This is a genomic window from Microbacterium sp. Leaf203, from assembly GCF_001421275.1.
Lineage (GTDB): Bacteria > Actinomycetota > Actinomycetes > Actinomycetales > Microbacteriaceae > Microbacterium > Microbacterium testaceum_A.
Window position 1 is genome coordinate 1084185 of record NZ_LMKF01000022.1, and the last position, 14274, is coordinate 1098458.

A 14274-nucleotide genomic window follows, 5' to 3' on the forward strand; every position below is an offset into this window, starting at 1 on the left:
ACTGCCTGGCGCGTTCCACCTCCGGCCGCCCGTCCTCCGCCCGCCTCGACCCCCACCATGGGGGTCGCGCCCACCGGCCGGGCATGTATGCATGTTCATGTGAGCGTTGACTTCCGATCAAGCTGGTCTCATGAACGACGCGCCCGACCCCTGGACAGAGTTCGCCCGCGAGTTGGGCGTGCGCATGCTCCGCGCCCGCGCCGAGAAGCAGATGTCTCAGGAGCAGGTCGCCCACGAAGCGGGGCTCGCGACCTTCACCTATCGGAAGCTCGAGAAGGGGGAGTCCAATCCCGGGACCGCCGCGAACCCGCGTCTGCGCACCTTGGTGGCCCTGTCGGATGTCCTCGGGATCGCTTTGCCCGACCTGATCCCCACCCCGCCGAAGGGGCTCCCGCCCGGACGGTGACGGCGGTGTCGGAGGTTCGCGATGTAATGCGTTCGTGCCCACCAGTGTTCGGTTCGCCGCCCGCGGCGACCCCGACGGAAAGGTGTCATGCATGACTCGGCAGTCTCGCGCCAAACGGACCTCCGGTGCCCGAAGGTGTGCCTTCCGCTGGTGCGTCACAGAGCACGGCTCGACCGCTCATCCCGACGACGAAGATCACCGCAGCGCAGGCGTCGGAGTCAGCGCGAGGGTGCGAGACGCGATGGGGTTCGGCCCCGGCCTCCTCGCGGAGGTGGAGATCGGTCTGCTGCGACGGACCACCGATGCCGAGACGTGGGTGATCGTGGAGACCGGGATCGGGGCGTCCGTTTCCCTCCCGGTCAGCGCGGTCCGCGAACTCGCGATCGGTCTTCAGGAGGAGGGGGAACTCGTCGCCCTCCTCGCTCCCGAACCCGAGTCCCACTGATCTCCTGCGCAGGAAGGACAGCGCGCCGACGGCGGAGGCGTCGACGGGACCGTTCGTCGGTCCGCGACGAGTCAGCCGCGGCGGCCGAACGTCCTGCGCACGATGCGCAAGAGGCCGAGGAAGCCGAACAGGCCGACGACGGCGCCCAGGACGGCGAACAGGGTGATGGACCCGCCGAGGACCGGCCCGCCCCCCGCGATCACCAGGACGACGGCGAGGACCACGGCGGCGATCGAGACGAGCGTGGTGGCGATCTCACCCGTCGCCCGGCCGAGGATGCCGCTGACGTCCTCGCCGTCGGCGCTGCGCAACGTGATCCCGATGGATCCCTTCTCGACACCGGTGAGCAGGGCGTCGAGGCGACGGGGGATCTGCTCGAGGCGAGCGAGGGCGATGACCGTTTGCGCCTGGAGGTCGGTGGCCATGCGCTTGACCGACACCGTCCGACGAAGGAGGCTCGGCATGAGTGGGAGCGCTCGACCGACCATGTCGAAGTCGTCGACGATGACGCGCAGGCACCCCTCGAGCGTGGCGAAGCTCCGGAAGGCCGAGGCGAGTTCGCCGGGCAGAGCGATGTGGTGCTGGCGGATCACGTCGACCATCCGCGTGAAGATCGATCCGTGCCCGCTGGTGCGCAGGTGCTCGGTGGTGAGGACCACTCCCACGTCGTGTCGGAAGGCGTCGAGGTCGGCGTCGTCGGGGACATCGACGATGAGGAGCAGGGCGTCCGTCGCCGCGACGTCGTTCTCGCTGAGGGCGGCGAGGAGGAAAGCCGTCATGTGCTGACGTCGACTGCGCTCGATGACGCCGACGGCGCCGAAGTCGATGAGCCCCAGGGTCCCGTCCCTCTTCAGCAGCACGTTGCCGGGATGGAGGTCCGCGTGGAAGACCCCGTACACGAGGATCTGCTCGAGGACGGTCGCCATGAGCGTCTCGGCGAGGCGATCGCGCTGCGACGGATCGAGGTCGGCGATCAGCGGCGCCGCGTCGCTCAAGGCCGTTCCGTCGACGAGACCCATCGTGAGCACGCGTTGGCCGGACGCGTCGGAGAAGATGCGCGGAACGCTCACGAGCCCGCGGCGTCCGGGTTCGGCGCGATCGATCAGTTCGAGGGTCGAACCGATCATCTGCGTGTTGCGGGCCTCGATGCGGTAGTCGAGTTCTTCGAGGAGGGTGGTGGTGAAGCCGCGGGCGACCGATTCGATGCGGAGATCGCGTCCGACGCGTGTGCGCGCCTCGGCCCGGTGCGCGAGGCGGCCGATGATGTCGGCATCCGCCTCCACCTGCGCCCGCGCGGCGGGCCGCTGGACCTTGATGACGACGTGGGTGCCGTCGAGCAGCCGCGCGCGGTGTACCTGTGCGACGGAGGCGGCGGCGAGGGGGACCGGGTCGACCTCGGCGTAGACCGCATCGATCGACTGGCCGAGGTCGCTCTCGATGACCGCGCGCACCGTTTCCCAGGGAAGCGTCGTCGCGCTCGTCTGCAGGGAGGCGAGGGCGCTCAGATACGGCTCGGGAACGAGGTCACGACGGGTCGAGAGCACCTGGCCGAGCTTGACGAAACTCACCCCGGCATCGTTGATCGTCGCCACGATGGCTCGCGCCCGTTCCTCCGAGGTGCTCAGTTGCTCCTCGACGCGCGCGCGGCCGCCGTGGAAGAGCCACCCGACCCCGTGCCGAGAGGCGATCGCGAGGATCTCCAGGTATCGCCGGGTCCGTTTGCGCTGGCGGAGCGCTGCCCGCACGACGTCGATCGGATTCGGGAGGGGGCGCGTCGGGAAGATCGCCTCGCTCGCCACGAGGGCGGCGACGCCGAGGGCGAAGACCCATGCCAGCGAGAGCGCGATCAGGCCCGCCCAGATCCAGCCGTCCTCCGCGGGAATGGATGCCGAGGAATCGGGGAACCCGGTCTGTCGCAGCGTCCATCCGGCCGAGGGCACTCCCAGGAGGAAGACCAGCAGACCCACGACGATACTGCGCGGCCAGCCCACCGCCGTGCCGAGGACGCGACGCGCGACGAAACCGACGAGGAGCGCCGAGACGACGGCGGTGATCGAGATGAGGAGGCTGGCCATCACGTGGTCAGCGTAGCCGGGCGAGGCTCAGGCGATCCGGGCGAGCCCGCAGCGGTGGCAGGCCCACCAGGCTGCAGAGCCTCGCTGGACGGGTTCGGTCACGCCCCCGCAGGACGCGCAGGCGGGGGCGAAGCCCGCGATCTCGTCGTCGCCGTCATCCTGAAACACGGGTCGGTCGCCGGAGGCCAAGATGGACATGAGGTATTTTGACATGCGCATGTGCGGGCACCTGTGTTATCCACAGGCCGCTGCTCAGAAGATCCCCGACACCTGCTCCCACAGGATCGCGACGACGGGTCCGATCTCGCCGACGCGCTGGGCCGATCCGAGCACGACGGCGACGAGCGGGAAGGCCGTCACGGCCAGCGCCACGAGAACGCTTATGACCGCCAGCGTCCATGCGGCGGGTGCCCGGTGCCGCGTGATCGCGAGGGCGAGAAGCCCCGCGATCACGACGGCACCGACGACGGTGACCGCGAGGACGCTGAGGGCGGGGAAGGGCACGATACCGGCTGTGCTCGCCGTCGCCCCGCCGAGAAAGCCGACGAGTGGCAGGTACAGCGCCAGCGCGATGATCGCGACGGCGCCGGCCCCGACTGCTCCCGCGATGACGCTGCGCCGCGATTGCAGCAGGGTCCCGCTCGAGGAGGAACGAAACATGGGGAGCCTCCGTTCGAGGGACGGGCGGATCACTTCCGGAGGTCGTGAAACGTCTTCTTCGCGCGCTTCTCCGCAGCCGCGGCAGCCTTCTTCGCCGCCTTGTGGCGACGCTTGCGGGCGCGCGGGTCGTTCCACAGTCGGACGATCTGGTGGCCGACGGACTCCCGGTTCTTCACCTGGACGCGCGGGGTCCGGGTGCCGACCGCGTAGGCGATCAGGGCGACGGCGCCGATCACGATGAGCTTGTTGCGCATGGCATCCTCCTTGTCGTCGAGGATCTCGATGCACTCCGCCGGGAGGGGGCCCTCGGCGCGAGATCCGTCACCAAGGAGACGTGGCGAGCGGCTGATTCGTCACGCGCCGTGGAGGAAAGGTCGACGGCGCCGACGTCTGTCATCGCGCGCGCGGGGCGCGACGCCCTTCGGAGCAGACGCGTTCACGTTCAGGCGGACCGTGTCCGGGTCAGGGGCGCCCCATGCCGTGATAGGTCCAGCCGGCATCGCGCCACGCCGCCGGGTCGAGGCAGTTGCGTCCGTCGATCACGACGCGACCTCGCGCGAGCGAGGCGGCGTGCTCCGGGCTCAGCTCGCGTCGGTACTCGTCCCACTCCGTCACGACGATGACCGCGTCCGCGTCGCGGAGGGTGGCGTCCAGGTCGGTGTCGTAGGTGAGCTGCGGGTGCACCCGTCGCGCGTTCTCGATCGCCGCGGGATCGGTCAGGGTGACCTGGGCCCCCAGCCCGTGCAGCCGAACGGCCACATCGAGCGCGGGAGAGTCGCGGATGTCGTCGCTGTGCGGCTTGAAGGCCGCTCCCAGTACGGCGATCTTCGCTCCAAAGACGCTTCCGCCGAGAGCGGTCGTCGCGAGCTCGACGGCGCGGTCCCGGCGGCGGAGGTTGATGGCGTCGATCTCGCGGAGGAAGGCGACGGACTCGCCGCGGCCCAGTTCTTCGGCCCGGGCGGAGAAGGCCCGGATGTCCTTGGGGAGGCACCCTCCGCCGAACCCGATGCCGGCTCCGAGGAAGCGGCGCCCGATGCGGGCGTCGTGGCCGATGGCATCGGCGAGCGTGGTCACATCGGCCCCCGTCACCTCGGCGATCTCGGCCATCGCGTTGATGAAGCTGATCTTGGTGGCGAGGAAGGCGTTCGCCGCGACCTTGACCAGCTCGGCCGTGGCGTAGTCGGTCACGATGAAGGGCGTTCCCTTCGTGATCGAGGGGTGGTAGACCTCGCGCAGAATCTGTGCGGTGCGCTCACCCTCCGCCGTCGGAGAGCCGTCGATCGAAGGAACGCCGGCGACGAGCCGATCGGGGTCGATGGTGTCCTGCACCGCCCAGCCCTCGCGCAGGAACTCCGGGTTCCAGACGAGCACCGCGCCGCGCTCGGACACCCGGGGTGCCAGACGGGCGGCGGTGCCGACCGGAACGGTCGACTTGCCCGCGACGACGTCGCCGGGGGCGAGGAAGGGGAGCAGCGCGTCGACGGCCGCATCCACGTAAGTCAGATCCGCAGCGTGGCCGCCCGCCTGTTGGGGTGTACCGACGCCGATGAAATGCACCGCGGCACCTCGAGCCGCCGACATGTCCGTCGTGAACGAGAGCCGTCCCGAGGCGATCCCCTCGGTGAGGATCTGCTGCAGGCCGGGCTCGAAGAACGGTGCTTCTCCCCGCGAGAGCGTCGCGATCTTGCGCTCGTCGACGTCGATGCCCACCACGTCGTGGCCGATGGAGGCCATCGCCGCCGCGTGAACAGCTCCCAAATATCCGCAACCCACGACAGACAGACGCACGATCAAAGCCTTTCAGATATCCGCGGCGAGAACCGACGGCGACGGTCCGGAAACCGGAACGGGGTGGTGGCGACGGTCACGCCGCGGTCTCGCCGGGAGCGAGTGCCGCGCGGGCGGTCTTGCCGAGGATGACGAAATCGCCCAGGAGGGTCCAGTTTTCCACGTACGACAGGTCCAGTCGTACGGACTCCTCCCAGGACAGGGAGGACCGCCCGCTGACCTGCCAGAGGCCGGTGATGCCGGGCTTGGCGAGGAACCGCCGGTGCACGTGGTCGGCGTAGACCGCCACCTCCGAGGGAAGCGGGGGGCGCGGTCCGACCAGCGACATCGAGCCACCCACCACGTTGAAGAGCTGAGGAAGCTCGTCGAGGCTGAACTTGCGCATCACCCTGCCGATGGGGGTGACCCGTGGATCGTTCTTCATCTTGAACAGCACTTCGTTGCCGGAATCCCGCTGCTGCGCGGTCAACTGTGCGCGCAGCTCCTCGGCGTTGACGACCATCGAACGGAACTTGAACATGGTGAACTCGCGGCCGCGGAAGCCGACGCGGGTCTGGCGGAACAGGACCGGCCCCTCGCTCGACAATCGCACGGCGATGGCGAGGAAGAGCAGCAGGGGGCTGAGCAGCACCACCCCGAGGCTCGCCGCGGCGAGGTCGACGGATCTCTTGAGAAAACTCTGTCCCCTCGAGAATTTCGGCGTCTCGACGTGAATGAGGGGGAGACCGGCGACGGGCCTGGTGTGCAAGCGCGGCCCGGCGATGTCGACGATGCTCGGGGCGAGCACGAGGTGCTGGCGACCCGCCTCCAGGCTCCACGAGATCTCTTTGACCTTCTCGGCGGGCAGCTCGTCGGCACTGGTGATGGCGACCGTGTCGGCCCCGGTCGCGGCCAGGGCCCGCGACACGTCGCCGACGTGTCCCATGATCGGAATCTCCGTGCCGGGGATGGTGTCGGCCGTCTTGGCGTGAGGCACGCACGCGCCGACGACGCGGTAGCCGGCGCTGGGCGTGCGGGCGAACTCTCGCGCGAGCTGCGTCACCGAGGGGAGTGAACCGACGAGGAGGACGTGCGCGGAGTACCGACCGCGGGAGCGCTGCACGACGAGCCACTGCCTCCACATCCATCGCGTGAAGCAGAGGACCAGGATGCCGGACGGCAGGCTGACCAGCAGGTAACCGCGGGCCACGTCGATCTGGGTGAGGAAGGCGATGATCGCCACGGCGCCGAACAGGCGGAAGCTGGCGTCGGCGATGCGCACGTACTCGGCGGAGCCGGTGCCGATGACCCGGTCGCTGCGGGACTCGACGAAGGCGAGCGCCCACATCCAGGTCACGATGAGGATGGCGGAGAAGGCCCAATAAGAGAGATCGCTGATGCGGCTATCGCTGCCCGCGGCGAGTTGCGCATTCCCGAGGCCGAACCAGAGCAGCTGGGTGCCGTAGACGACCCAGACGAGCGCGGCGAAGTCGGTGAGGACCAGATTACGCCGGTACCGACCGCGCCAGCGGTCTTTCACGTGCGACGGGGGAGGTGCCGTCACCGGTGTCACTCCGGCGGAGACCTCGGTCGATACGGTCCGGGATGCCGGGGCGGTGGCACCGACCGGATCCGCATCTGCGGAGGACGCGCCGGGGCGCAGGTCAGACATCGCCATGTCTCTTCCTCCCCCCCCAATCCCACGCGTGCGTGGGAGCCCTCCCGCGAACAGTAACAGGCGAAATTCACCCGTCAAGTCACCCTTCATCTCTTGTCATACGTAGGAAACCTGAACGATAGGCATTTGCAATTCACCTGGCGGATGACGTGTTGGTCCGGTATCGACGTTCCTCTACACTCGGGCGCGGATCAGCCGAACTCGGCTGTCTCGAGATCGTGCCGCACGGTGGGGTCGTCACACCCCGTCCGAAAGGTTCCGATGCCACGCGCCTCGTCGTCGATTTCTCGCCCCCGTCGGGTGCAGGCCGGCCTCGTCGTCGCGATCGCGATCGCCGCCGTGGTGGTCTTGGCGGTCGGCGGCGTCTTCGCCTTCGCACTGTTCCGTCCGGAGCCCGCGTCGACGCCGACCCCGTCCGCGGCGGCAACGACGGCCACGCCGTCCGCGTCGGCCTCGCCGACCGCGACGATCCCGCCGCCGCCCCCGCCCGTCCCGTCGTCGCCCGCCGCGCAGGGATGCGAGGGGGCGTCGACCCTGATGACCATCTGGGCGCACCCCGACGACGACATCATCTTCGCCAACCCGACCATCTCGGACGCCATCGCCGCCGGTCGGTGCGTGCGGACGGTGTTCGTGACCGCGGGCGACGCCGGTAAGGGCCTGGACTACGTGGCGGCGCGGGAGCTCGGCATCCTGCGCGCGTACAACGCCATGCGCGGCAAGGACGGCGAGTGGGATGCCGCCGAGATCACGCTCGGCACGGGAATGCAGGTCCGGCGGCTCGTTCCGAAGGACGATCCGCGCCTGTCGGTTCTGTATCTCCGCCTCCCGGACGGGAACCTCACCGGCGAGGGATTCGACGCGACGGCGCACGCGACCCTGAGCAAGCTCTACGACGGAGCCGCGGGGACCCTCGCACCCGTCGACGGGGGACCGGCCGTGACCCGCGATCAGCTCATCGCGTCCGTCCGGGAGCTGGTGTCGGCATTCCACCCGGAAGGGACGCTCACCCATATCCCGCGTGGCAGCGCCTTCGCCCCCGGGGACCACCCGGATCACTCGGCGGTGGGAACCCTGATCCGCGACTCACTGACCTCCGACGCGGCGGTGGGGCCCGGCATCCGGTACTTCGTGGGGTACCCCTCCGAGAACCTGCCGGCGAATCTCGAGGGCGCGGTGCTCGACACCAAGGTCGACACCTACCGCATCTACACGCAGCAGGATCAGGTGGTCCGGTGCGCCGATCGCAGCGCCTGCCTGAAGACCCGGAAGTTCGGCCAGTGGCTGCAACGGTCCTATCCGAAGGCCGACGCCGACCTGCAGATGGGGTGAAATCGGTCCCGATGCCCGAACTCAGGAGTCGGCGGCGAGGGATTCCTCGACGGCCGCGCGGGCCTCACGCTCGGCGATGATGTCGACGAAGTCCTTGACGGGAGCTTCGGCGTACTTGTCCACCGCGACGACGGCCTCTTCGTGAACCACCTCCGGCTGGGCGTCGGGGAAGCGCGCCTGGACGCGCTCCTCGACTCCGGCGACCGTCTCGTCCTTGTCGAAACCCTCGTTGCGCTTCGTCATGGTCCGGATCCTCAGTGCTGGTAGGTGCCGTGCAGGATCGCCCGCCCCAGTGTCTTGAACGCCAGATTGAACGAGACGACGGCCGGGGAGGCATCCGAGTCGACGCCGAGCGTCTCCTCGCCCACGGCGTGCACGACGAAGAAGTAGCGGTGGGGCTGGTCGCCCTGCGGGGGAGCCGCCCCGAGGAACCCCTTCTCGCCGCCGTCGTTGCGAACGTGGAAGGCCGCGCCCGGGAGCTCTCCGGAAGCGGCGCCCGAGGCCACTTCGCGGACATCCGCCGGAACGTCGACCAGGACCCAGTGCCAGAAGCCGCTCGGGGTCGGCGCGTCGGGGTCGAAGCCCGTGATCACGAAGGACTTGGTGCCCTCCGGGACCTCCGACCACGCCAGGTGCGGGGAGGTGTTGCCCTTGTCGGCGACCTGGGCGTCCTTCAGGGGCTGACCGTCGGCGATGTCGTCGCTGGTCACCGCGAAGGACGGCACGGACGGAAGGAGCGGGTACGGATCGGGGGTCTGCGGTCGGGAGAGATCAGCCATGCAGGCACGCTAGAACCGCCCGGTGGCCGGGGAGCAGGGCTTGCATCCCGGCCCGACGCCGGATAGCGCTCAGCCGTGCAGGCGGAGAAGAGAGTGCGCGGTCTCGCGGCACCCCTCGGGAGCAGGAAGGCCGTAGTCGTTCTCGACGACCGTCCGCAGCTCCGCGGCCAGTTCATCGACCGAGGGCCTTGTGTCGAGTGCCTCGAGGATCGGCAGGATCAGGTCGTCGTACTCGTCATCGGGCCAGCCCTGACCGATGTGGTGGACCCCGATGGGATCCCACTCGTTGAGGACGGCGCGGATGCGCAGGGCTACGGGCGACAATGACCGCGGCGGTGTGGACGTCTGCATAGGGCGAGTGTCGTCACCCTCTCTAGGTGCGCGCTGAGGATCGCCGATGCGTACGGTGCGCGGCGTCCTCATCGCGCCGCCCGTGTGGGAGCGTGATCCGCCGATCGGTTTCACCCCACCCCGCCGGGTGGCGGGGCTGCGGGGTTTCGGATCCGGAAACCGGCACCGTCGCGATAGCGTCGGAAGGCGCCCGAGGGCGAGGGGGAACCCGCAATCCGTCGCCGGGGGGCGAAGTACAGGACGGAGTCGCCGTGAGTGACATCGACGAGCCTTCGGGCGCCGATCAGGCACCCGTCGACTCCGCGGCACCGCGTCGCTCCGGGATCTCCCGCAGAGCCCTCGTGTTCGGCGGCATCGCCGTGGGCGGCCTCGCCGCGCTCGGCGGCGGCGCGCTCGTCTACCGCGAGATCCGTCGCTCAGCGCCGCCGGAGGGGACCTGGGTGAAACTTAGCCCCATCGTCCCGGTGCCCGAAGCCTCACCGCGGCCCGTGTCACCGGCCTCCGAGGAGCCGGGAAGCGACACCACGGTGGCGGTCTGGGCGCACGCCGACGATGACATCATCTTCGCCAACCCGCACCTCGCCGGAATCATCGGCTCCGGTGCGACCCTGCGCACGATCTTCGTCACCGCCGGTGACGCCGGCCGCGGCCTCGATTACGCGAAGCAGCGCGAGGCCGGCATCCGGGCCGCGTACGACGAGATGCGCGGCAGCACGCAGCCGTGGAACACCGCCCAACTGACCCTCCGGAGCGGTGCACGCGTCACCCGATTCGTGCCGTCCGATGACCCGCGCCTGTCGATCACGGTGCTGCGCCTCCCCGACGGCAACCTCAGCGGAAAGGGGTTCGCGACCACGGGCGAAGCGGGACTCACCCAGCTCATCAACGGCACGGTCCCCGCGCTCGCCCCGATCGACGACGGGCCGACGCTCGACGCGAGCAGACTGGCCGAGACGGTCGCCGAGCTCATCCACGCGGGTCGCCCCGACCACATCACGACCAACATCCCGCACGAGAGCGCCTTCGCGCGCGGCGACCACCCCGACCACTCGTGCGTCGGCTCGCTCGTCCGCGCCGTCGCCCCCGTGTCGGGGATCGCCCCGGAAGCGGTCACGTACTACATCGGGTATCCCTCGCAGCACGAGCCGGTCAACGTCGAGGGTGACGCTCTCGATGCAAAGGTCGACGTGTACGCCACCTACGCCGCCCAGGACCCGGTGGTCACGTGCGACGGCGCCGCCGCCTGCCTCGCGCAGCCGGGGTTCGGGCAGTGGCTGCGTCGTTCGTACGGAAAGACCGAGGCCGAGCTGCGCCTCACCTGACGCCTCGCGGTTCGAGGCGGGTCAGCGTCGCGAAGCGGGAGAGCCCGCGCGCTCCGCGATGAGAGCGGCCTCGACCCGGGACGAGACCGACAACTTGCTCAGGATCGAGCTGACGTGGTCTTTGACCGTGGCGGAGCTCAAGTGCAGCCGGCGCCCGATCTCGGCATTGGAGTCTCCGGTGGGGAGGCACTCGAGCACGTCGCGCTCGCGTTCCGTCAGGAGAGCGACGCGGCGCGCGGCGTCGAGGTCGGGGCCGCCCGAGAACCCGTCGACGAGGGTTCGAGAGACCTCCGGAGAGAGCACGACGCCGCCGGCCGCGAGAGAGCGGACCATCGCGGCGAGGTGTTCCGGGTCGGTGTCCTTGACGAGGAAACCCGTCGCGCCCTCTCTCAGGGCTCTCGCGATCGACTCGTCCGCCGCGAACGTCGTGAGGATGCCGACCACGGGCGGATCGTCATCGCCTCGCACCTCGGCGAGGATCTCGAGGCCGGTAAGCCCCGGCATCCGGATGTCGAGGAGCACGACGTCGGGGCGGAGCGCGCGGATCGCGTCGAGCGCGTCGGGGCCGTCGACGGCCGCGACGACCTCGATGTCGTCGGCGGCGTTGAGGATGAAGGCGAAGCCGGAGCGGACGAGGGCCTCATCGTCGACGACAACAACCCGGATCACGCCAGTCACTGTACGCCGATACGACGAAGCCGCCCCGCGGGATACGGGGCGGCAGGCCGGGACGAGGCACGATACGTGGGGCTCAGCGCCTCGCCCCGGGGTCGGGGAGAGGTCAGTCCTCCGAGACGGTGACGGTGACCTCGATGTTGCCGCGCGTCGCGTTCGAGTACGGGCAGACCTGGTGCGCCTCGTCGGCGAGCTGCTGAGCGAGCTCGGACTCGATGCCGGGCAGGACGACCTCGAGCAGGACGGCGAGCTGGTAGCCGCCCTGGCCATTGGGACCGATGTGGACGCGGCCACCCACGGACGAGTCCGCGATGGCGACCTTGCGGGCGCGGGCCACGGAGTGCAGCGCGCTGTGGAAGCAGGCGGCGTATCCCGCGGCGAAGAGCTGCTCGGGGTTGGTGCCGGCGCCGGAGCCGCCGAGCTCCTTGGGGGGAGCGACATCGAGGTCGAGGTAGGTGCCGGCGGTCACGTGGCCGAGGCGGCCCTGGCCGGTGGAGACGGCTTCGGCGGTGTAGAGAACGTCCATGGTGTTCCTTTCTGGGGACGGATGGGGGTGCGGCCGTCAGGCCGGGTGTCGCGCCGCGTCGGCGTCGCGCACCTCGTCGGGGTGGTCTCGCAGGCCTTTCATGGCCTCGGTGAGCTGGTGCAGTGCGTCGATGAGCTCTCGGGCGCTGTCGGCGTCGGTGATCCCCGACCCCGCGGCGATGCACCGGGGGATGTGGGCCAGTTCGGTGCGCAGCTCGGTGCCGCGGGCGGTGAGCGTGACGGACACCACGCGCTCGTCATCGGCGCGACGTGATCGGGTCAGATAGCCGGCGCTTTCCATGCGGGCGAGCATGGGGGAGAGGGTCCCGGAATCGAGCTGCAGGGCCTCGCCGAGACTGCCGACCGTCTGATCGCCGTCGTTCCAGAGCGTCACGAGGGCGATGTACTGCGGGTACGTGAGGTTCCACGGTTCGAGCAGCGCCCGATACGCCTGCGTGGTCGTGCGGTTGGCGGCGTAGAGCGCGAAGCACACGAGCTGGTCGACGGCGGGCATGCGAAAACTATTGCACACAACTCAATTGCGCACAACTGAATCGTGAGGATCAGCCCCACGCCGACGATGTCAAGCCCTGACATCGAGCCCCGTCACGACGGAGCATGGGTCCCATGATCAGCCGCAGTGACGCGAGCGCAGCCGCGCCCCCGGGGTTCCTCCCCGACGGGGACCGGGATCTGTTCGCCATCAACGGGCACCACTTCGACCTGGGCGGGCCGATCGCCCCGCTCGCCGGCGACCTCGCCTGACCACCACCCGTGCGGGCTGACGAGCTCGCGTCCTCGGCCCGCCCCGGGCGATCAGTCGGCGGTCGAGCCGTCGCGTTCCTCCGCGGGCTCGTCGACGGGATGCCGGGTCACGAGCAGCTCGGCCACCCGGCGACGATCCACCGCGCTCACCTTCAGTGTCGCGCCCTCGACCTCGACGACATCGCCGATGTGGGCCAGGCGGCCGAGCCGCTCGACCACGAAGCCGGCCACGGTGTCGGACGCCCCGCGCGGAAGCGGGACCCCCGTCGCCTCCTCGAAGTCCTGCAGGTTCAAACGCCCCTCGACGGTGCCGTGCTCTCCCTCGGACAGCGGCTGTTCGGCATCCGTGTCGTACTCGTCGAAGATCTCTCCCACGACCTCTTCGACGAGGTCTTCGAGGGTGACGATGCCGTCCGTCCCCCCGTACTCGTCGACGACGACAGCGATGTGGCTCCCGTCCGCGCGCATGGACGTGAGCGTCGGGAGGACGCGGGCGGTGGAGGGGATGTACCGGATCTCGCGCATGACGGCGCTGAGCGCGCGTTCGGGATCGTCGGTCAGGTCCCGGACGTGCACGAAACCCACGACGTCGTCGATCGTCTGCTCCGCGACCGGGTAGCGCGAGAAGGGGAGGTCGCGGACCCGCTCGTAGGCCTCGGCGACCGTGCCGCCGGCGTCGAGGGTCACCACTTCGAGGCGGGGCCGCATGACCTCGCTCACGTGGCGATCACGGAGCGAGAGGACGTCGTCGAGGATGCGCCGCTCGTCGGCGGGGAGTCCTTCGTGACTGGACACGATGTCGCGGAGCTCTTCTTCGGTGAGCTCCTCGCCGGTCTTGTTCGGGTCGCCCCCGAGGAGGCGTACGAGCACGTTCGTCGAGATCGACAGCAGCCAGATGACGGGGCGCATGAGCGTGGCGAAGCCGTTGAGGACCGGCGCGACCGCGTACGCGAACGCCGCGTTGCGTTGGATGGCGAGCCGCTTGGGGACCAGTTCGCCGAGAACCAGAGACAGGTACGCGATGACCAGGGTGAGGGCGATGGTCGCGACCGTGGCGGCGACCCCCTGCTCGAGACCGAGACCGGTGAACAACGGCGTGACCGAGGGGGCGATGGAGGAGGCCCCGTACGCCGCTGAGGCGAATCCGGCGACCGTCACGCCGATCTGCACGGCGGAGAGGAAGGTGTTGGGGGTGCGCGCCAGATCGGCGACCTTCTGGCCGCGGCGACCGCGGGCCGCGAGGGCGTTCACCTGGCTCTCGCGCAAGGTGACGAGCGCCATCTCGGTGGCCGCGAACACCCCGCCGATCAGGACGAAGACGACGACCAGCACGATGTTGAGGACGAGGTCGTTCATCGGCGCACCGCCCCGGCGGGTGAGAGAGTGTCGCCCGGGGTCACCCGGGCGCGTGGACTGTGGCCGTCGGCGTCGGGGGCGTGCTTCATGCGCCGAGTGTAATGAGCGCCGCGCTCGCCACCGGCAGAGGCCGGCGGG

At 69.8% G+C, this 14274-nt stretch carries 17 protein-coding genes; 5 read left to right on the plus strand and 12 right to left on the minus strand.

The window, feature by feature from the left end:
* Positions 1–130: 130 nt before the first annotated feature.
* Positions 131–406 carry a helix-turn-helix domain-containing protein gene (locus ASE56_RS06250; RefSeq protein ID WP_056226374.1) on the plus strand — a complete coding sequence of 92 codons (276 nt, stop codon included), beginning with the start codon at positions 131–133 and terminating at the stop codon, positions 404–406.
* Between the two features lie 241 nt (positions 407–647).
* Positions 648–851: a hypothetical protein gene (locus tag ASE56_RS06255; RefSeq protein ID WP_056226377.1), complete on the plus strand. Its 204-nt coding sequence runs from the start codon at positions 648–650 to the stop codon at positions 849–851.
* A gap of 71 nt (positions 852–922) precedes the next feature.
* On the opposite strand, the gene ASE56_RS06260 is transcribed toward ASE56_RS06255, so the two are convergent.
* From ASE56_RS06260 to ASE56_RS06285, 5 genes are all read right to left on the minus strand, one after another.
* The gene (locus ASE56_RS06260) at positions 923–2926 is read right to left on the minus strand and encodes an AarF/ABC1/UbiB kinase family protein (RefSeq protein WP_056226380.1); all 2004 of its coding nucleotides are present in this window, start codon (positions 2924–2926) and stop codon (positions 923–925) included.
* A gap of 252 nt (positions 2927–3178) precedes the next feature.
* Positions 3179–3586, minus strand: a complete 408-nt coding sequence (locus tag ASE56_RS06270; protein WP_056226387.1) for a hypothetical protein — start codon at positions 3584–3586, stop codon at positions 3179–3181.
* A gap of 29 nt (positions 3587–3615) precedes the next feature.
* Entirely contained in the window at positions 3616–3840 is a 225-nt protein-coding gene (locus ASE56_RS06275; RefSeq protein ID WP_056226389.1) for a hypothetical protein, read from the minus strand.
* 208 nt (positions 3841–4048) lie between these two features.
* Positions 4049–5374, minus strand: a complete 1326-nt coding sequence (locus ASE56_RS06280; protein WP_056228309.1) for a UDP-glucose/GDP-mannose dehydrogenase family protein — start codon at positions 5372–5374, stop codon at positions 4049–4051.
* A gap of 76 nt (positions 5375–5450) precedes the next feature.
* Positions 5451–7031 carry a sugar transferase gene (locus tag ASE56_RS06285; protein ID WP_235556938.1) on the minus strand — a complete coding sequence of 527 codons (1581 nt, stop codon included), beginning with the start codon at positions 7029–7031 and terminating at the stop codon, positions 5451–5453.
* 261 nt (positions 7032–7292) lie between these two features.
* Here ASE56_RS06285 and ASE56_RS06290 point away from each other — a divergent pair, with 261 nt between their 5' ends.
* Positions 7293–8363, plus strand: a complete 1071-nt coding sequence (locus ASE56_RS06290; protein WP_162234493.1) for a PIG-L family deacetylase — start codon at positions 7293–7295, stop codon at positions 8361–8363.
* Positions 8364–8384: 21 nt separating this feature from the next.
* Here the strand turns inward: ASE56_RS06290 and ASE56_RS06295 are convergent, their stop codons facing one another.
* The 3 genes from ASE56_RS06295 to ASE56_RS06305 form a co-directional block, all read right to left on the minus strand.
* Complete coding sequence (locus tag ASE56_RS06295; RefSeq protein WP_056226394.1) at positions 8385–8606, minus strand: three-helix bundle dimerization domain-containing protein; 222 nt, start codon at positions 8604–8606, stop codon at positions 8385–8387.
* A gap of 11 nt (positions 8607–8617) precedes the next feature.
* Positions 8618–9142 carry a YbhB/YbcL family Raf kinase inhibitor-like protein gene (locus tag ASE56_RS06300; protein WP_056226397.1) on the minus strand — a complete coding sequence of 175 codons (525 nt, stop codon included), beginning with the start codon at positions 9140–9142 and terminating at the stop codon, positions 8618–8620.
* A gap of 69 nt (positions 9143–9211) precedes the next feature.
* The gene (locus tag ASE56_RS06305) at positions 9212–9493 is read right to left on the minus strand and encodes a hypothetical protein (protein ID WP_056226400.1); all 282 of its coding nucleotides are present in this window, start codon (positions 9491–9493) and stop codon (positions 9212–9214) included.
* Positions 9494–9744: 251 nt separating this feature from the next.
* Here ASE56_RS06305 and ASE56_RS06310 point away from each other — a divergent pair, with 251 nt between their 5' ends.
* Positions 9745–10815 (plus strand): PIG-L family deacetylase, encoded by a 1071-nt coding sequence (locus tag ASE56_RS06310; RefSeq protein ID WP_056226403.1) that lies wholly within the window; start codon positions 9745–9747, stop codon positions 10813–10815.
* A 21-nt stretch (positions 10816–10836) separates the two neighbouring features.
* On the opposite strand, the gene ASE56_RS06315 is transcribed toward ASE56_RS06310, so the two are convergent.
* From ASE56_RS06315 to ASE56_RS06325, 3 genes are all read right to left on the minus strand, one after another.
* Positions 10837–11484: a response regulator transcription factor gene (locus ASE56_RS06315; protein WP_056226408.1), complete on the minus strand. Its 648-nt coding sequence runs from the start codon at positions 11482–11484 to the stop codon at positions 10837–10839.
* Between the two features lie 112 nt (positions 11485–11596).
* Positions 11597–12016 (minus strand): organic hydroperoxide resistance protein, encoded by a 420-nt coding sequence (locus ASE56_RS06320; RefSeq protein ID WP_056226410.1) that lies wholly within the window; start codon positions 12014–12016, stop codon positions 11597–11599.
* Between the two features lie 36 nt (positions 12017–12052).
* A complete protein-coding gene (locus ASE56_RS06325; protein ID WP_056226414.1) occupies positions 12053–12529 on the minus strand; it encodes a MarR family winged helix-turn-helix transcriptional regulator in 477 nt (158 codons plus the stop codon).
* A gap of 113 nt (positions 12530–12642) precedes the next feature.
* On the opposite strand from ASE56_RS06325, the gene ASE56_RS16875 reads away from it, so the two are divergent.
* The gene (locus ASE56_RS16875; protein WP_156371623.1) at positions 12643–12780 is read left to right on the plus strand and encodes a hypothetical protein; all 138 of its coding nucleotides are present in this window, start codon (positions 12643–12645) and stop codon (positions 12778–12780) included.
* Between the two features lie 51 nt (positions 12781–12831).
* Here the strand turns inward: ASE56_RS16875 and ASE56_RS06330 are convergent, their stop codons facing one another.
* The gene (locus tag ASE56_RS06330) at positions 12832–14136 is read right to left on the minus strand and encodes a hemolysin family protein (protein WP_056226417.1); all 1305 of its coding nucleotides are present in this window, start codon (positions 14134–14136) and stop codon (positions 12832–12834) included.
* Positions 14137–14274 lie beyond the last annotated feature (138 nt).